Genomic DNA, 16,718 nt, shown 5'->3' with positions numbered 1-16,718 from the left:
GGATGGCCACTGGGTTCGGTGACGTTCCGCCACTAACGTGGTTTGTTCGTTGTCCGCGTTCCCGACAGGAAGAACCCCATGACGTGCCCGGCCCAGCCGCTCCCCCGCTCAACGCAGCCCGGTGAGTCCGTCGGCCCCCTGCGCGCCATTGGTAACTTCCTGCGCAAGGGGACCACGTTCTCCGGGCGTGCGTCGCGATCCGAATACTGGTGGATCGCCTTGTATTCGTTCCTCTTCTCGGTGGCCTACAACTTCGCGCAGGACCGGGGGTATCTGGACTGGCCGGACGTGGACGGTGGAGCCAGCGTCGCGCTGATGCTACTCGCCCTGGTCACGCTGCTCGTCTCCGTCCTCCTGTTCATCTTCGCCATCGCACTGTCCGTCCGACGACTGCATGACATCAACGCCTCCGGACTGTGGTTCATGCTCTTCCTCATCCCGGGGCTGGGCACGCTCGCGCTGCTCATCCTGGCCGCCCTACCACCCAACCCGCGAGGAGTCCGCTTCGACAACCAGACGATTCCCAACGGGACACCCGCAGCGGCCCACGACCGGGGCAACGTCACGTATGAGCGGCCCATCGCACGTGAACTTCGCCCTGACAAGGAGGACAACCAGTGATTGCCGTTCTTCTCATGATCCTCGGGTGCGCGTCGTTCTTCTACGCGACCCACATGATCGTCAACGCCAACCCGCACGCAAAAATCCCGACCTGGATAGGCCTCCCACCCAACAACCCGGGCCGCGCGTTTGCGTTCCGCATGGCGGGGATACTGTTACTGATTTCCGGGGCCGTGTTCTCCGACGGCCTGGCCTGGTACTGGATCGCGATATTCGTCCTGATCCTGATGGCCCCCTCTGTCGTATACATGGCCCTGCACAACCGCAGGGCCACCCGGCCGGAACCCTCTGACCCCGCGAATTCCTCATCTGAGCAAGACGACGCGCTGAGCAATACCAGTCAGTCCGAATCGGGACACTTCCGTTAGCCCTCTTTCATGGCCCATCTATAGGTACCTGGTTCGCTGCATTGGGCGGGGTGATGCAACACAGATCCCGGAACGCACGAGGTCAAGCCAGGCACGGCTTGTACACATCGCCTGTCAGCGTGACCCCAGGAAGGCATATTTTGAACGTTCGTCGCCGCACAAACCCCGTCTTGCTGAGCCTTCTGCTGTGGGGCGCTTCTGTGGCCGCCTGGGCCGCAGCGCTCACAGCAGAGCGTCTCATTTACAACGACGCCGTTTCATGCAAGCTGCTAAGGGCAGATTCGATTTACGGGCGGCCGGGATGGAGTTGGGCTTGGGCCGCAATTAAAGACGGGATGCCCGTCTGACCGGGAAGAATGGGACTTGTTCAGGGTTCCGTTCCACCGCGATGAGAGGGCATCTCGCAGATGCAAGTTTCCCACACGCCTGCTGCCGTGTCAGTTTCCTTCGACGAGCCGAACCTCATCGGGTCCGCCGGGCTGGTGCCGGTGATGGAACTGGCCGCCGAGGCCGGCCTGCACCAGCTGGCCGGAGGTCGGTTGAGCGTGCCGACCGACAAGGGCGCCAACGCCGGGGCGAAGGTCGCGGCCCTGGTGGCCGGCATGTGCACGGGGGCGGACTCGATCGATGACATGGCCGTACTGCGCCACGGGGCGATGAAACGGGTGTTCGGCGGCTGCTATGCGCCCTCGACCCTGGGCTCGTTCCTGCGTGAGTTCACCTGCGGGCACGTGCGCCAACTCGACGCGGTCGCCTCCCGGTTCCTGGTGAACCTGGCCGGCCGGGCCCCGATGCTGGGACGCACCGGCGCTGCCGGTGCGGATCCGGGGTTCGTTTATGTTGATGTGGACGACACGATCATCGAGGTCCACGGCTACCAGAAGCAGGGTTCCGGGTACGGGTACTCCGGGGTCCGTGGGCTCAACGCCCTGTTGGCCACCGCCAGCACCGAGACCGCGGCCCCGGTGATCCTGGGTCAGCGGCTGCGCCGCGGTTCGGTCGGCTCCCCGCGCGGGGCCTCGAGGCTGGTCGGGGATTCGCTGGCCATCCTCAAGCGATTGGTGCCGGCGGCCGGCGCCCGGGTGCTGGTCCGGGCCGACTCCGCTTTCTATGGGCATGCCACCGTGGCCGCCGCGCTCACCGCCGGGGCGGAGGTGTCGGTGACCGTGAAGATGGACAAGGCCGTCAAGGCCGCCATCGCCGGCATCGACGAGAAAGCGTGGACCGGCATCAGGTACCCGCAGGCGATCTTCGACGAGGACACCGGCACGTGGATCTCCAAGGCGGAGGTGGCCGAGGTCCCCTTCACCGCGTTCACCTCAAGGAAGAAAACCGAACGGGTCCCCGGTCGACTGGTGGTGCGCCGAATCCCCGAGCTGAACCCCCAGGACACGGACCAGCCGACACTGTTCGACACCCACCGGTTCCACGCCTTCTTCACCACCACCGACCCGGAGGTGCTGGACACGGTGACCGCGGACCAGACCCACCGGGGCCACGCGGTCATCGAGCAGGTCAACGCCGATTTGAAGGACAGCGCCCTGGCCCACCTGCCCTCCGGCCGTTTCGGGGCCAACGGCGGCTGGTTGGTCTGCGCGGTGATGGCCTACAACCTCACCCGCACCGCCGGGATCCTCGCTGCCGGACCGTTCGCCCGGGCCCGGACCGGGACCATCCGGGCCAGGCTCGTGAATCTGCCAGCCCGGATCGCCTCCAGCGCCCGCAGGATCCGCATCCGCCTGCCCCAGGCATGGCCCTGGCAACAGGGATTCGAGCGGCTCTTCACCGCCGTCCACCCGCCACCGCAATCGGCATAACCAACCGACCACCCGCCGGGCATCGGCACAACCGAAAGAACATCAGTGGAACACCACCGGTAGCGAGGCCGGCCACCACGTCACGCCAAAAAACGGCTCAGTGCCGATCCGGGATATCGGCCGCCGGCCCTAACCTGAGTCGGTGGATCGAGGTTAAGAGTGAGACTCTTGAGTCGGCCGCTGAGGGAGGCCTACGGTCGAGGACAGGGCGGGCTGGCTCCGGCTAGTTCGTCTTCTCGATTAGATCGCCGACGGAGGAAGCCATGACCCATCATGTGAGCTCGATGCTGGAGACCTACCCGAAGGAGCTGGGGAACATCGACCGGCAGAAGCTGGTCGAGTGCATTGAAGCTTGTTTCGAGTGCGCCCAGACGTGTACGGCCTGCGCGGATGCCTGCCTGGCCGAGGACATGGTGGCCGAGCTGCGGCAGTGCATCGGCCTGAACGTGGATTGCGCAGACGTCTGCGTGACCACCGGGGCGGTGCTGTCCCGGCAGACCGGTACCAACGTGGAGACCACCCGGGCCTTGCTGGAGGCCTGCCGGGTGGCCTGCAAGGCATGCGGCGATGAGTGCGCTTCCCATGCGGAGATGCATGAGCACTGCAAGGTGTGCTCGCAGGCGTGCCGGCGGTGCGAGCAGGCCTGCGCCGACCTGCTGGCCTCCCTGGGCTGAGTGTTGGCCGGCCTGTTCTGACGAGGCGGGCTCGCTGCAGGAAAGCCTGAGCGGTTGTCTCCGGCACGGGGGCCTGCCCGACCTTCGTGAGGAAGGCCGGGCAGGCCCCGTGTGCTGTGTCCCGGCCCAGTCCGGTGGGTCCGCTGGTCCGAGACCGGGCAGCATCAGCACTATCCGGGCAGGGCCAGCCGGGTAGCATCACTGGGCGGGCTGGATCTCGCTCTCGACGACCCACTTGTGGTTGGTCATCTCCATGCCGTCGATCACGATATCGACCATGTAGACGGTCTCATCGGTCGAGTCCTCGATCGTCGCCTCGGCCCCCTGCATCCCGGCCATGTGATCGGCTTCCAGGACGACCTGGGTTCCTTCCTGCAGGGGCGGCTGACCGGGGTCCTGAAGTTCTTCGTGCACGACCCACCTATGGTCGGTGACGGGCTCACCACCGGTGGTCGGGGTGTAGGTCACCGAGTAGGTCGTGGTGTCGAAGGCACCGGTGATCGTCGCTTCGGCCCCCTGCATCCCGGGCATATGGTCTGCGGTCAGGGTCACCGTGGTGCCGACCGGATAGGTGGGGTCGGTGGCAGGCTCGATCCCCCCCGGCGCCGGGCCGCCGTGGGGATCGTGCTGGTGCCCCATGCCGCCCATGCCCTCGGAGTGGCTGGTGGTGGTGTCGGTGGGCGAGGCATCTGAAGTCGCGGTGGTCGGTGTCGAGGCGGTGGCGGGAGGTGTGGAGGTGTTATCCGCGTCTGTGCCGCCGCAGGCGGTCAATGCCAGGGTGGAGGCCAGGGCCAGGCTGGCCAGTGTGGTGGTGCGTTTCATGGGAGTGGTTCTCCTTCTCGTATCGGGGTCAGAGTCAGTGGGTGGCTGCCGGGGCGGCCCACCGTGCTGCCGCGTTCCGGTCTTCGGCGGTGGTGGTGGCCAGGTGGGCCGGGTCCAGGTCGGTGCGGCGCAGCAGCTGGGCGTTCAGTGCCACGATGATCGTGGACAGTGACATCAAGATTGCGCCGACGGCCGGGGAGAGCACGAACCCGATCGGGGCGAGCACGCCAGCGGCCAGCGGGACGGCTGCGATGTTGTACCCGGCGGCCCAGACCAAGTTCTGGATCATCTTGCGGTAGCTGGCGTGGGACAGCTCGATCATCGACAGCACCGCGCGGGGGTCGTTGCCGGCCAGCACGACGCCGGCCGATTCCATGGCCACGTCGGTGCCGGCGCCGATGGCAATGCCGACCTCGGCCCGGGCCAGGGCGGGGGCGTCGTTGACGCCGTCGCCGACCATGGCCACGCTCAGCCCGCGCTGTTGGAGCTCGGTGACCTTGGCGTCCTTGTCCTGGGGCAGCACCTCGGCGAAGACCTCGTTGATACCCAGGTCCACGCCTACGGCCTGGGCGACCTGGCGGGCGTCGCCGGTGATCATGGCGACCTTGACCCCGTGGTGCTGCAGGGCGCGTACGACGGCCCGGGATTCCGGGCGGACCCGGTCCTCTACGGCCACCGCGCCGATGATCTGCCCGTCTTGGACCACGTGTAGCACGCCGGCGCCGCGGTCGGCCCAGGCCTCGGTGGTCTCGGTGATCTCCGTCGGGGTGGCCAAGTCGAACTCGCGCAGCATGTTCGGCCCACCCACCAGCACCTCGGTCCCGTCCACGGTGGCTTGCACGCCACGACCGGAGGCTGCTCTGAAGCCTGTGCCACGCAGGGGCTGGGCCGAGGCCTCGGGGTGCTCGGTGGCGGCGGTGACGATGGCCCGGGCCACCGAGTGTTCACTGTCGGCCTCGGCGGCGGCGGCCACCGCCAGCAGCCGACCCTCGGTCACGCCCGGTACCGGGGCGGTGCCGGTGACGGCGTGGGCGCCCTCAGTCAGGGTGCCGGTCTTGTCGAACAGGACCACATCGATGCTGCGCATCTTTTCCAGCGCCAACCGGTCCTTGATCAGCACCCCGGCCTTCGCGGCCCGTTCGGTGGAGATCGCGATGACCAGCGGGATGGCCAGGCCCAGGGCATGCGGGCAGGCGATGACCAGCACGGTGACGGTCCGGGTCACCGCGTCATCCGGGCTGCCGATAAGCGTCCAGACGATCGCGGTGATGATCCCGGCAGCCAGGGCGAACCAGAACAACAGGGCCGCGGCCCGGTCGGCCAGGGCCTGGGCGCGGGAGGAGGAGTCTTGCGCGTCGGCGACCATCCGCTGGATCCCGGCCAGGGTGGTGTCCTCACCGGTGGCCTCGATTCGGACCCGGACGGTGTTGTCGGTGGCCACGGTCCCGGCGACCACGGTGTCCCCGGGACCGCGGTCCACGGGCTGGGACTCGCCGGTGATCATCGACTCGTCGAACTCGGCCGCGCCGTCCACGATTTGCCCGTCGGCCGGGACCCGGGCCCCGGAGCGCACCAGCACGGTGTCACCAACCGTCAGCTCGGCGATGGGCACCGCGACGGGGGCCCCGCCGTGGTCGGGGATCTTCTCGGCCGTATCGGGCAGCAGCTCGGCCAGGGCGTCCAGCGCGGAGGACGCCGCCCCGAGGGCGCGCATCTCCATCCAGTGCCCCAGCAACATGATGGTCACCAGCAGGGCCAGCTCCCACCAGAAGTCCAGGTCTAACCCACCGACACCCAAGGTGGTGACCCAGGAGGCGAGGAAGGCCACGGTGATGGCCATCGCGATCAACAGCATCATCCCCGGCTGACGGGACCGGATCTCCTGGAGCCCGCCTTTGAGGAACGGGGTACCGCCATAGACGAAGATGATCGTGCCCAGCACCGGGGCGATCCAGTTCGAACCGGGAAACTCGGGGACGTGATAGCCCAGCAGGTGGGCGACCATGGGGCTGAAGATCACCACCGGGACGCTCAGAATCAACGACCACCAGAACCGGTTCTTGAACATCGCCGTGCTGTGCCCGGCGTGCTCGCCATGGGAGTGGACGTGGTGTTCTTCGTCCACCGCCGAGTTCACGTGCCCACCCGGCATTGCCTGGCCGTGGGTGGCCGCATTGGCGTGGCCACCATGGCCTTGGTGGTGGTCTCGGTGGCCGGCGTGTGGGCCCGGGGCGGCGCCCTGGCGGCCGTGGGGGTGGTCATGATGCGGGTTGCTCATGGTGTCCTTCCCGCTGGAGTGGGTGGTTGATGGTGCGGGCGTGCTGAACCGTTAGGACGGGGCGAGGCTATAGCCGGCGTCTTCGACGGCCGCCCGGACGGTGTCGAAGGGCACAGGTCGGTCACTGGTGACGGTCACCGCGCAGACGCTGCCGGGCACCAGCTCGATGCTCGCGGCGCGAACGCCGTCCACCGCTTCCAGGGCCGCAGTCACGGCCCTGGCGCAGTGCCCACAGGTCATACCCTCCACTCGATATGTGGTTGCCGGAGCCGGGGCCGGTGCTCCAGGCTCGTCTGTTTCAGGGGTGGTCGGGACGGCGGCCGGGATGTCCTGGCCTGAGCCATCTTGGGTGGAGGCACAGCAGGCACAGCCGGCGGAGGCCATCGGCAATAAAGGGTGGGTCGGGGTCATGAGTGTTCCTTTCAGAACGAAGACTTTTCTTTTAGAGTATACCCCCAAGGGGTATTTTATAAGGAGTGTTAGGCGCCGTTTACCGCAGGTGGCGGCTCGAGGTGGTTCGCGGGCAGACACAAGGTGAAGGTGGCCCCGTGGCCGCCTCCGATAGAGGCGGCGGTTAGGGTTCCACCGTGGGCCTCGGTCAGGGAGCGGGCAATGGCCAGACCCACCCCGGAGCCGCCGTGGTCACGGTCGCGGGCTGAATCCCCGCGGTAGAACCGCTCAAAGACCTGGCCCAGCTGCTCGGCGGTGATGCCCTCTCCGGTGTCGGTGACAGTGACCCGGGCCTGGCCGGTGGGGGCCCGGTCGGCGCTGAGGGTGACGGTCCCGCCGGTCGGGGTGTGGCGCAGCGCGTTGGTCAACAGGTTGTCCAGAATCTGGCCGATTCGCTGCCGGTCCACGCGCACCGTGCTGTCCTGACGGACCTGGAGGATCAGCTGGACGCCCTGGGCGGCGAAGGCCTCGTGGTGGGTCTCCGTGGTGGCTTGGAGCAGCTGGTCGAGGGTTTCGTCGGTGCAGTCCAGGTCGAGTCGGCCCTCTTCGGCGCGGGAGACATCGTGCATGTCCTCGACCAGCCGGGTCAGCCGCGCTAGCTGATCGGTCATCACCGCTGCGGTGGCCTGATCCCAGGCAGTGACCCCGTCGTGTAAGGCGTCCAGGTAGATAGTGAGCACCGAGACCGGGGTGCGCATCTCGTGGGCCAGGTCCGCCAGTAACCGCCGGCGGGTCTGTTCAGTGCCGTCCAGTCGCTCGGCCATGGTGTTGAACGCCTCCGCCACGGCATCGACCTCGATCCCGGCTCCTGTGGCGGGAACCCGGGTGCCATAGTGGCCGCTGGCCATCGAGGCCGCCGCGCCGGTGAGCGCGTGCAGGGACGCGTGGATACGGCGGGCAAAGAACCAGGCTACCGCGGTGGCCAGGACCAGCGCCGTGGCCAGGGCCACCCCCAGGGTCCACAGGTTGGCGTCTCGGTAGGCTCGCTCCACGTGCAGCACCTGACTGGCCTCCGGCGCCACGTCGGCCCGCAGCAGGTGCTCATGGAAGAGTGGGGGGCCGATCAGGGAGGCGATGACCACCGCCGCCAGGATGCTGGCGACCACCACCAGCAATTGGGCCAGGAAGAACCGAGAGGCCATTCCTCGGGGACGGTAAGGACCGGTCATCGGTGTGCCATCCGGTAGCCCACGCCCCGCACCGTCTCGATATAGCGGTTCGGATCCTCGTTGAGTTTGCGGCGCATGTTTCCGATGTGCACGTCCACGATCCGCTCATCCCCGACCCAGGCCGGATCCCAGACTACGTTGATCAATTGTCGCCGGGACAAGGCCTGGCGCGGGCGGGCCGTCAGTGCCGCCAACAGGTCGAACTCGGTGCGGGTCAGCGCCACCGCCGCATCCTGTGCCCGAACTTCATGAGCGACCAGATCCACCACCAGGTCCTCAAACACCTGTGCCGGTTCAGTGCCGTCCACGGTAGTGCGCGGCCGACGCAGCACCGCCTGCACCCGGGCCACCAGCTCCCGCACGCTGAACGGCTTGGTCAGGTAGTCATCGGCCCCGGCGGCCAGCCCGGCCAGCTTGTCCTCCTCCTGACCGCGCGCGGTCAGTATCACCACATAGCACTCCGAGTAGGTCCGCAGCTGCCGGCATACCTCCAGACCGTCCATCCCGGGAAGCCCCAGATCGAGTACGATCACGTCCGGACCCAGGGCATGTGCCGCTTGCAAAGCCTCCAGGCCGGTGTGCGCGGTGGTGACCTGATAACCCGCGCGCTCCAGGTACGTGGCGACCATCTTCGCCAACGGCTTCTCGTCATCGACCACCAGCACACGGTGAGCCCGTGGCCCCGGATGAATGTCCATTCCACCAGTGTCGCGCCCGCCCCCGTCGGAGGGGTTCAGCCAGGTCCCTTAACGCGGAAATCTTCAACGGATCTTCATACACTCCGCCCCGCGGCGCCCGAAATCAACGGCGAGCCAGCCGTAAAATGGACTGCGTGAAACGAGAACTGATCGTGGCCGGGGCACTGCTGCTGGCCCTCGCGGGCTGCACCGCCGCGCCACAGGCCCAGCCGGTAGCAACAAGCACCACGGCGACCACCAGTGAGTCCGGATTCCTCGCCGATCATGATCTGGCCGGACTAGACGCCGTGCAGATCATCGACCACCTCGACCAGGTCCCCGTCGCTGAGCGCCCGACCGAGCTAATGGCCTCGGTCCGAGCCGATCACCTCCTGCTCTCCGACACGGAACAGGAACTGAACCTCCCGCTGCCGGAGGACCGGTTCTACCTGTCCCTGGCCCCCTACCTCGATCAGACCCACGAGTGCCACTATCACTCCCTGACCACCTGTCGCGGCGAACTGGCCAACGAACAGATCACCGTCCGCATCACCGACGACGCGACCGGCCAGACCCTCATCGAGGAACAGGTCACCACCTTCAACAACGGCTTCGCTGGTTTCTGGCTGCCCCGAGGGATCACCGGCACCATCGAAGTCACCTACGACGGGTACACCGGCCAGAGCACCTTCTCTGCCAGCGACGAAGCCGCCACCTGCCTCACCACCCTTCAACTCACCTGAGTCTGAGAGAACCGCCAACACCGGGCCACTCCACGACCTAGACACAAGTCAGCCACGCAGCCACGCAGATGTTCATCGCCGCTGGGCCAGCACCTTGCATCCGGCCTCGCGCAGCTCACCGGTAGGTGAGACGTGGCGGTAGAGCGTCTGGCGGGTGATGCCCAGTTCCTTGCACAGCGCGCTGACGTTCGTGTCTTTCTTCCCCATCGAGGCCATCGCCAGACGGATCTTGGCCGGGGTCATCTTGTAGGGACGCCCGCCCCTGCGGCCCCGAGCCCGGGCCGAGGCCAGGCCGGCCTTGGTGCGTTCGGAGATCAGCTCGCGCTCGAACTCGGCCAAGGCCGCGAAGATCCCGAACACCAGCTTGCCCGAGGCAGTGGTGGTGTCGATCGCCGCCCCCTGGCCGGTGAGCACCTTAGTTGAGCCCCCGATAGTGGTGTAGCGCGGTGGTCTTGCTCGTCGTTGCCGACGAGAGCGCGGCCACCGTGAGATCTTTCGAGTTCACCTCTCACAGCACCCTCGAAAGGACATCATCACGATGACCGCTCCTCACATTGTCGACCCTGCCGGCCTGCTCGGCGAAGCCCTGTCCGACGCGTCCCCGGATCTGATGCGCAGCTTGTTGCAGACGGTGATCAACGCTCTCTTGTCTGCTGATGCCGAGGCGGTGGTCGGCGCCGAATGGGGCAAGCCCACCCCGACCCGGTCTGCGCAGCGCAACGGCTACCGGCACCGTGAGCTCGACACCCGCATCGGCACGATCGACGTCGCCGTGCCGAAACTGCGCACCGGCACCTACTTCCCCGAGTGGTTGCTGGAGCGGCGCAAACGGGCTGAGTCCGCGCTGATCACCGTGGTCGCCGACTGTTACCTCGCCGGGGTCTCGACCCGTCGGATGGACAAGCTGGTGAAGACCCTGGGCATCAACTCCCTGTCGAAGTCCCAGGTCTCGCGCATGGCCGGTGACCTCGACGAGCACGTGGAGTCCTTCCGCCACCGGCCACTGGACGAGGCCGGCCCTTTTACGTTCGTCGCCGCCGACGCGCTGACCATGAAGGTCCGAGAGGGCGGGCGGGTGGTCAACGCGGTCGTGCTGCTGGCCACCGGGGTCAACGGCGACGGCCACCGGGAGGTCCTCGGGATGCGGGTGGCCACGGCCGAGACCGGGGCGGCGTGGAACGAGTTCTTCGCCGACCTGGTGGCCCGGGGCCTGGGCGGAGTCCGCCTGGTCACCAGTGACGCCCACGCCGGTCTCAAGGACGCGATCGCCGCGCACCTGCCCGGGGCGTCCTGGCAGCGGTGCCGCACCCACTACGCGGCCAATCTCATGTCGATCTGCCCGAAGAGCATGTGGCCGGCCGTGAAGGCGATGCTGCACTCGGTCTATGACCAGCCCGATGCCGCCGCGGTGAACGCCCAGTTCGACCGGCTGATCGACTACGTCGCCGAGAAGCTGCCCGAGGTGGCTGAGCACCTGGCCGACGCCCGGGAGGACCTGCTGGCCTTCACCGGCTTCCCGAAAGACGTGTGGATGCAGATCTGGTCCAACAACCCCGCCGAGAGGCTGAACAAGGAGATCCGCCGGCGCACCGACGCGGTCGGGATCTTCCCCAACCGAGCCGCCATCGTTCGCCTCGTGGGCGCGGTGCTGGCCGAGCAGACCGATGAGTGGGCCGAGGGCCGCCGCTACCTCGGACTCGAGGTCCTCACCCGTTGCCGGCTCACCCCCGTGGCCCGCACCGGAAGCGAGGTGATCCCCGACCCCCTGACCGCCCTCACTGCCTGACCCCTACGAAAGATCGCTACACCACTTCTCGGGGCTTGACCGGGTCCTCTCCGACAATGGCGGCGCTTACCGCTCACACCTGTGGCGCGACACCTGCACCGACTTGGGAATCACGCACAAGCGCACTCGGCCGTATCGGCCGCAGACCAACGGGAAGATCGAGCGGCTCCACCGCACCATGGCTGACGGGTGGGCCTACGCCCGCTGCTACAGCAGCGAGCAAGAACGACGAGACGCCCTCGCCGACTGGCTCCACCACTACAACCAGCATCGGCCCCACACCGCCTCCAGCAACCAGGCGCCCTTCTCACGATTGATCAACGTCCCCGGTCAGTACACCTAGGACATACCTGCACGTGGGACAACGTCGGCGATGGCATGACGGTCATCGATAACCCCTCTTGGATGACTCTCGCGCCCCTGCCCATTGTGATCCTGTGGGCGATCAGCATCATCTGCGGAATTCGTAAAAGCAATCGAATCCACTCGAGTCCTCACACGCGAAAAAGGCCCCAATGACGTCCTCGCCCCCAAAACTCCCCGCTCGACACAGTCCTCCGGTGAGCCGGGGGGGTCGTGGCGCACCATCGGAAACTTCCTCGCAAGGGGACCACGTTCTCCGGTCGTGCATCGCGGTCTGAGTACAGGTGGATCGCCCGGCGTAAGCGGCCGTCACCGTCCGCCTGGTACCGGGATCCTGTGCCCACCTTTGTGCTGATGACTCCCCCGTGCGCAGGGTGCTGCACAACCGCAGGGTTGCCGAGTCGGCAGGCACTCGACCCCCCGAGTAGCCATCCGAATCAAGGATTCGTGAGGCCTGGGCCTCGGCCGGAAGCTCCCGGCGGCCCTCTTGACCCATACCCCCACAGGGTATAATTTGGACCCATGAGCAGCCCCGAGACCCCTACCCGCGGGTACACCCAGGACAAGGCGGCCTACGCCCGGCGCCTCAAGCGCATCGAAGGTCAGGTGCGCGGTGTACAGCGGATGATCGATGAGGACACCTACTGCATCGATGTCCTCACCCAGATCTCCGCCATCCAGTCCGCCCTGAAATCCGTGAGCCTGGGGCTCATGGAAGAGCACCTGGGTCACTGCGTCAAGCACGCCGTGGAGGCCGCCCACGACTCCGGGGACCCCTCGGACATGGACGCCAAACTCGCGGAGGCCAACGCCGCGATCGCCCGGCTCGTCAAGAGCTGAGCGGGCGCCGTCGGCCCACGCCGCGGCCACCAGGACTTCGGGCCGTACGGCCCGGCAGGAGAATCACGAGCATTGAGGAGAATCCCATGAACACCACCGTCAACGTTTCCGGCATGACCTGCGGACACTGCGTCGCCTCCGTGAAGGAGGAACTGGCCGAGGTTCCCGGCGTCACCTCCGTGGCCGTGGACCTCAACGCCGGCGGCGTCTCCCCCGTGACCATCGAGAGCTCGCGCGAACTGACCTCGGACGAGATCTCCGCGGCCGTGGAAGAGGCCGGGTATGCCGTCGTCTGAACCAGCTACGGCCGAACCGCAGGTGCACGGGCCGCTGCGTGATCTGGACCTGCAGATCACGGGCATGACGTGTGCGTCCTGCGTGGGACGGATCGAGCGGAAGCTGCGCAAGATCGACGGCGTGGATCCCGCGGTCAACCTGGCCCTGGAGTCCGCGTCCGTCAAGGTCCCCGGGGACGTCTCCGACGAGCAGATCCTGGACACCATCCGCAACGCCGGTTACGGCGCCGAGATCACGGGTGGGGACCGCGTGCAGCGGGCCTCCGCTCCTGCCGAAACGCCCAGACAAGCCGACGACGCCGCTCACGCGGGTACGCGGGGCGGGGCGTCATCGGCACTCGGGACGACCGACGCATACCCCCGCGGGCATGCGTCCTCGGAGACAACCCCCGAGCGAACCGCCGAGGAGACCCTGCGGGCCGAGAACGAGCACCGGGATCCCGCGCTCGAGACCACCCCCGCGCAACGGCGGATGAGCGACCTCAAGAAGCGGTTCATCGTGGCCGCGGTCTTCTCCGTGCCGGTCTTCGTGATCTCCATGGTCCCCGGCGCGCAGTTCCCCCACTGGGGCTGGGTGGCCGCGCTGCTGACACTGCCCGTGGTCACGTGGGCGGCCTGGCCTTTCCACAAGGCCACCGCCGTGAACGCGCGCCACCTTTCCACGACCATGGACACCCTGGTGTCCCTGGGCGTGACCGCGGCCTACCTGTTCTCGCTGGGCCACCTGCTCGTGGAGCCGGACATGACCGCCCATGCCCATCCAGACATGGCCATGGACATGTCCAGCCACCAGTTGTACTTCGAGTCCGCGGCCATCATCACCACGTTCTTGTTGCTGGGCCGCTGGCTCGAAGCGCGCGCCAAATCCCGTTCGGGTGAGGCACTCAAGGCGTTGCTGGATCTCGGCGCGCAGCAAGCCACCGTGGTGGATGAGGACGGCACCGAACGCACGGTGCCCGTGTCCGAGCTGCGCGTGGGGGACACCTTCACGGTGCGCCCGGGCGAGAAGATCGCCACGGACGCCCTGGTCGTGGAGGGCGAGTCCGCCGTGGACGCCTCCATGCTCACCGGGGAATCCGTTCCCGTGGAGGTGGGCCCGGGGGATGAACTCACGGGTGCCACCGTGAACACCACGGGTCGTCTGCTGGCGCGGGCGACCCACGTGGGTGCGGACACCGTGCTCGCCTCCATGAGCCGAACCGTGGCGCGCGCGCAGGCCACCAAGGCCCCCGTGGCGCGTCTCGCGGACCGGATCTCTGCCGTGTTCGTGCCCGTGGTCATGGGTATCGCGGTGCTGACCTTCGCGATCTGGTGGCTCGTGTCCGGGGAACTGAACCAGGCGTTCGTCGCGGCGGTCTCCGTCCTGGTGATCGCGTGCCCGTGCGCCCTGGGTCTGGCCACCCCCACGGCCATGCTGACCGGGACCGGGCGCGGCGCTCAGCTGGGCATCCTGATCACCTCCGCGGAGGTACTGGAGGACACCCGCTCGGTGGACACCGTGGTACTGGACAAGACCGGGACCGTGACCCACGGGGACATGGCGGTGACCACCGTGACGCCGGTGAACTCGTGGTCGCGGGATCAGGTGCTGGATCTGGCCGCGGCCGTGGAGAGCTACTCCGAGCACCCGATCGCCCAGGCGATCACCGCAGCCACGCCCCACCGCTACGAGGTCTCCCGCTTCGAGTCCGCCCCGGGCGGCGGCGTCAAGGGGTACGTCCCGGACGGCATGAACGCGCGCGCCGTCGTGGTGGGCCGGGAATCCTGGCTCACCCAGAACGGGATCCGGCTGACCGCGGACGAGTCCGAGGCCCTGCGCCGCGCCCGCGAGGACGGTTTCACCACCATCCTCGTGGCCGTGGACGGGCGCGTGGCCGGGTTCATCGACCTGCAGGACACCGTGAAGGACGAGGCCCCGGCCGCGATCGCGGAACTCCAGCGGCTCGGGCTGCGCCCGGTGCTGCTCACGGGGGACAATGCCGCCGTGGCCCGTTCCGTGGCCGCCCACGTGGGGATCGCCCCGGAAGACGTGATCGCGGACGTCACCCCGGACGGCAAGGTCCAGGCCGTGGAAGAGCTGCAGTCGCAGGGCCGCGTGGTGGCCATGGTGGGTGACGGCGTCAACGACGCCCCCGCCCTGACCCGCGCGGACCTGGGCATCGCCATGGGTTCCGGCACGGATGCCGCCATGCAGGCCGCGGACATCACCGTGGTGCGCAGTGACCTCACGGCCATCCCGCTGGCGATCAAGCTCTCCCGGCAGACGCTGCACATCATCAAGTCCAACCTGTTCTGGGCCTTCGCCTACAACACCGTGGCCATTCCGGTGGCGGCCCTGGGGTTGTTGAACCCCATGATCGCCGGCGCCGCCATGGCGTTCAGCTCGGTGTTCGTGGTGCTGAACTCATTGCGACTGAAGCGGTTCGCGCGCTGAGTGCGCTCGACGTGCCGAACGGCCGCACGGCACGGGTCATGCGACCAGAGCCGCACGGCAGGGGTGCCACGACATGAGAGAGCGAGGCCCCGGGGAACCAGTGGTTCTCCGGGGCCTCGCTCTGTATGGGAGCCCTACATGCTGCGGTCAGCGAGCGCTCGAGCCCGGCTCCTCGCCCTTGGTGTCCGGGCGCACGCGCTGGCCGAACTGGGGTTCGTCGGTGGTTGCCGCCCCCGCGGCACCGCCGGTACCGGACGACGTCGTCCCCGAGCCTTCCCCGCGCGCCTGTTCGGCCTGCCGGCGGGCCTTGTTCTCCGCGTACAGCTTGGCGGAGGACCGGTTCACGCCGGTGCCCTGACCGAGCTCTTCCGCGTTGGGCTTCTCGAGCAGCATGAGGGTCGCGCATACCACCACGGAGGCGATGAACGCGATGCCCGCCGCGATCAGGCCCAGGCCCATCCGGGCGGCGTTGTCCGTGCCGCCCGCTGCTACCACGGACACCACCACGAAGGCCACGACCGCCAGAACGGCCGAGATGATCAGGGGCCCCTTGATATCGGTTCTGCGCCGGCCATTGTGCTCAGTGCGCTGGGCCACGTGATTCCTCCTGGCGGTGGTCGGGGTGTGGGGCGGGGGTAGGGGATCCGCCCGCGAGTTCAACGTGTCAGTGTACGCGTTCAGGCCGTACGGCCTGGGTCCGTCAGGGCCTTGTCCGCTGCGCGCGCATCGTGGCGCAGGCTCAGTGCGGCGATGAGCTGGGTGACGCCGACGATGATGGCCGCACCGCCCACCACACCAAGTTCTGCCTTGGTTCCGAGGGTCTCCACGAGCACCATACCCGTGGCCGCGAACACGGTCACCGCGCCGCACAGCGTCCAGTCACGACCCAGCGGGAACTGGCCACGGAAACGCATGCCCAACACCAGTTCGGTGATCCCGCACAGACCCAGGATCACGGCGGAGAACAGGACGAAGAGCCAGTCACTGCTCGCGACCACCGCGGTGAGCACCCCGCCCAGGACGTACAGCACACCGTAGGACTGCGGGATGTTCCGGCTCGGGCCCAGGTCCACGTCCTCGCGGCGGTTCAGCCGCAGCTGCAGGAAGATCGCGGAGACGCCCGTTCCCACCAGGAAGAACGCCATGACCCACCGGCCCGCCCCGAGGGACGGTTCCTGCCAGAAGACGGTCACCGCCGCGAAGATCAGCGCCACCACGGCGCGCAGCAGGGTGGGTCCCCACAGGTCGTGGCGCACGTCGGCCCCGCGGGACCTGCCGCGGTCCTGCCCGCCGTGCGGTGCGGAAATCTGTTGGGGCACGCCGAGAACTCCTGAATCTGCCGGGGATGTCCCGCCCAGTCTAACGAGCTTCCCTGGACGG

At 67.7% G+C, this 16,718-nt stretch carries 17 protein-coding genes and 2 pseudogenes; 11 read left to right on the top strand and 8 right to left on the bottom strand.

What is annotated here, in order from left to right; all coding sequences use genetic code 11:
* The first annotated feature begins 78 nt into the window (after window positions 1-78).
* The 4 genes from A5728_RS07420 (at window position 79) to A5728_RS07405 (ending at window position 3,480) form a co-directional block, all read left to right on the top strand.
* The gene (locus A5728_RS07420) at window positions 79-621 is read left to right on the top strand and encodes a DUF805 domain-containing protein (protein WP_082943315.1); all 543 of its coding nucleotides are present in this window, start codon (window positions 79-81) and stop codon (window positions 619-621) included.
* Window positions 618-989: a hypothetical protein gene (locus tag A5728_RS07415; protein WP_064846439.1), complete on the top strand. Its 372-nt coding sequence runs from the start codon at window positions 618-620 to the stop codon at window positions 987-989. Before A5728_RS07420 ends, A5728_RS07415 begins: the two co-directional genes overlap by 4 nt.
* A 407-nt stretch (window positions 990-1,396) precedes the next feature.
* Window positions 1,397-2,806 (top strand): IS1380 family transposase, encoded by a 1,410-nt coding sequence (locus tag A5728_RS07410; protein WP_064846438.1) that lies wholly within the window; start codon window positions 1,397-1,399, stop codon window positions 2,804-2,806.
* A gap of 263 nt (window positions 2,807-3,069) precedes the next feature.
* Window positions 3,070-3,480, top strand: coding sequence for a four-helix bundle copper-binding protein (locus A5728_RS07405; RefSeq protein ID WP_064846437.1), 411 nt, complete (start codon window positions 3,070-3,072; stop codon window positions 3,478-3,480).
* 198 nt (window positions 3,481-3,678) lie between these two features.
* On the opposite strand, the gene A5728_RS07400 is transcribed toward A5728_RS07405, so the two are convergent.
* Together A5728_RS07400 and A5728_RS07395 are read right to left on the bottom strand one after the other, a co-directional pair.
* A complete protein-coding gene (locus A5728_RS07400; protein WP_064846436.1) occupies window positions 3,679-4,302 on the bottom strand; it encodes a YdhK family protein in 624 nt (207 codons plus the stop codon).
* Window positions 4,303-4,336: 34 nt separating this feature from the next.
* Window positions 4,337-6,370 (bottom strand): copper-translocating P-type ATPase, encoded by a 2,034-nt coding sequence (locus A5728_RS07395; protein WP_197493122.1) that lies wholly within the window; start codon window positions 6,368-6,370, stop codon window positions 4,337-4,339.
* A gap of 9 nt (window positions 6,371-6,379) precedes the next feature.
* On the opposite strand from A5728_RS07395, the gene A5728_RS14480 reads away from it, so the two are divergent.
* Complete coding sequence (locus A5728_RS14480; RefSeq protein ID WP_197493121.1) at window positions 6,380-6,610, top strand: hypothetical protein; 231 nt, start codon at window positions 6,380-6,382, stop codon at window positions 6,608-6,610.
* 21 nt (window positions 6,611-6,631) lie between these two features.
* Here the strand turns inward: A5728_RS14480 and A5728_RS14975 are convergent, their stop codons facing one another.
* From A5728_RS14975 to A5728_RS07380, 3 genes are all read right to left on the bottom strand, one after another.
* Window positions 6,632-6,964: a heavy-metal-associated domain-containing protein gene (locus tag A5728_RS14975; protein ID WP_197493132.1), complete on the bottom strand. Its 333-nt coding sequence runs from the start codon at window positions 6,962-6,964 to the stop codon at window positions 6,632-6,634.
* Window positions 6,965-7,059: 95 nt separating this feature from the next.
* Complete coding sequence (locus A5728_RS07385; RefSeq protein WP_064846434.1) at window positions 7,060-8,199, bottom strand: cell wall metabolism sensor histidine kinase WalK; 1,140 nt, start codon at window positions 8,197-8,199, stop codon at window positions 7,060-7,062.
* Window positions 8,196-8,897, bottom strand: coding sequence for a response regulator transcription factor (locus tag A5728_RS07380; protein ID WP_064846433.1), 702 nt, complete (start codon window positions 8,895-8,897; stop codon window positions 8,196-8,198). Before A5728_RS07380 ends, A5728_RS07385 begins: the two co-directional genes overlap by 4 nt.
* A gap of 134 nt (window positions 8,898-9,031) precedes the next feature.
* On the opposite strand from A5728_RS07380, the gene A5728_RS07375 reads away from it, so the two are divergent.
* Entirely contained in the window at window positions 9,032-9,619 is a 588-nt protein-coding gene (locus tag A5728_RS07375) for a CueP family metal-binding protein (protein WP_156523409.1), read from the top strand.
* A 72-nt stretch (window positions 9,620-9,691) separates the two neighbouring features.
* On the opposite strand, the pseudogene A5728_RS07370 reads toward A5728_RS07375, so the two are convergent.
* Window positions 9,692-10,042 (bottom strand): annotated as a pseudogene (locus tag A5728_RS07370) (recombinase family protein); the annotation flags it as partial.
* Between the two features lie 115 nt (window positions 10,043-10,157).
* Here A5728_RS07370 and A5728_RS07365 point away from each other — a divergent pair.
* The 5 genes and pseudogenes from A5728_RS07365 (at window position 10,158) to A5728_RS07345 (ending at window position 15,338) form a co-directional block, all read left to right on the top strand.
* Window positions 10,158-11,405 (top strand): IS256 family transposase, encoded by a 1,248-nt coding sequence (locus A5728_RS07365; protein ID WP_064846431.1) that lies wholly within the window; start codon window positions 10,158-10,160, stop codon window positions 11,403-11,405.
* Between the two features lie 34 nt (window positions 11,406-11,439).
* Window positions 11,440-11,748: pseudogene (locus tag A5728_RS07360) on the top strand (integrase core domain-containing protein); the annotation flags it as partial.
* Window positions 11,749-12,290: 542 nt separating this feature from the next.
* On the top strand, window positions 12,291-12,608 hold the full coding sequence (locus A5728_RS07355; protein ID WP_064846429.1) for a metal-sensitive transcriptional regulator: 318 nt from the start codon (window positions 12,291-12,293) through the stop codon (window positions 12,606-12,608).
* A gap of 86 nt (window positions 12,609-12,694) precedes the next feature.
* A complete protein-coding gene (locus A5728_RS07350) occupies window positions 12,695-12,904 on the top strand; it encodes a heavy-metal-associated domain-containing protein (protein ID WP_035960929.1) in 210 nt (69 codons plus the stop codon).
* A complete protein-coding gene (locus tag A5728_RS07345; protein WP_064846428.1) occupies window positions 12,891-15,338 on the top strand; it encodes a cation-translocating P-type ATPase in 2,448 nt (815 codons plus the stop codon). Before A5728_RS07350 ends, A5728_RS07345 begins: the two co-directional genes overlap by 14 nt.
* Before the next feature lie 147 nt (window positions 15,339-15,485).
* Here A5728_RS07345 and A5728_RS07340 read toward each other — a convergent pair whose 3' ends face one another.
* A complete protein-coding gene (locus A5728_RS07340; RefSeq protein ID WP_064846427.1) occupies window positions 15,486-15,935 on the bottom strand; it encodes a hypothetical protein in 450 nt (149 codons plus the stop codon).
* An 80-nt stretch (window positions 15,936-16,015) separates the two neighbouring features.
* Entirely contained in the window at window positions 16,016-16,657 is a 642-nt protein-coding gene (locus tag A5728_RS07335) for a hypothetical protein (RefSeq protein ID WP_231885556.1), read from the bottom strand.
* Window positions 16,658-16,718: the final 61 nt, after the last annotated feature.

Origin of the sequence: Kocuria sp. ICS0012 (assembly GCF_001665945.1) — a bacterium.
Taxonomy (GTDB): domain Bacteria; phylum Actinomycetota; class Actinomycetes; order Actinomycetales; family Micrococcaceae; genus Kocuria; species Kocuria marina.
Note: the sequence above shows the minus strand (reverse complement) of the source record. Positions and strands in the feature narration are given on the sequence as shown.

Excerpts from the sequence above, each read along its gene's own strand:
- A5728_RS07420 (WP_082943315.1), top strand. The coding sequence starts at position 79 with ATGACGTGCCCGGCCCAGCCGCTCCCCCGCTCAACGCAGCCCGGTGAG.
- A5728_RS07410 (WP_064846438.1), top strand. The coding sequence starts at position 1,397 with ATGCAAGTTTCCCACACGCCTGCTGCCGTGTCAGTTTCCTTCGACGAG.
- A5728_RS07405 (WP_064846437.1), top strand. The coding sequence starts at position 3,070 with ATGACCCATCATGTGAGCTCGATGCTGGAGACCTACCCGAAGGAGCTG.
- A5728_RS07400 (WP_064846436.1), bottom strand. The coding sequence starts at position 4,302 with ATGAAACGCACCACCACACTGGCCAGCCTGGCCCTGGCCTCCACCCTG.
- A5728_RS07395 (WP_197493122.1), bottom strand. The coding sequence starts at position 6,370 with ATGTTCAAGAACCGGTTCTGGTGGTCGTTGATTCTGAGCGTCCCGGTG.
- A5728_RS14975 (WP_197493132.1), bottom strand. The coding sequence starts at position 6,964 with ATGGCCTCCGCCGGCTGTGCCTGCTGTGCCTCCACCCAAGATGGCTCA.
- A5728_RS07385 (WP_064846434.1), bottom strand. The coding sequence starts at position 8,199 with ATGACCGGTCCTTACCGTCCCCGAGGAATGGCCTCTCGGTTCTTCCTG.
- A5728_RS07380 (WP_064846433.1), bottom strand. The coding sequence starts at position 8,897 with ATGGACATTCATCCGGGGCCACGGGCTCACCGTGTGCTGGTGGTCGAT.
- A5728_RS07365 (WP_064846431.1), top strand. The coding sequence starts at position 10,158 with ATGACCGCTCCTCACATTGTCGACCCTGCCGGCCTGCTCGGCGAAGCC.
- A5728_RS07355 (WP_064846429.1), top strand. The coding sequence starts at position 12,291 with ATGAGCAGCCCCGAGACCCCTACCCGCGGGTACACCCAGGACAAGGCG.
- A5728_RS07350 (WP_035960929.1), top strand. The coding sequence starts at position 12,695 with ATGAACACCACCGTCAACGTTTCCGGCATGACCTGCGGACACTGCGTC.
- A5728_RS07345 (WP_064846428.1), top strand. The coding sequence starts at position 12,891 with ATGCCGTCGTCTGAACCAGCTACGGCCGAACCGCAGGTGCACGGGCCG.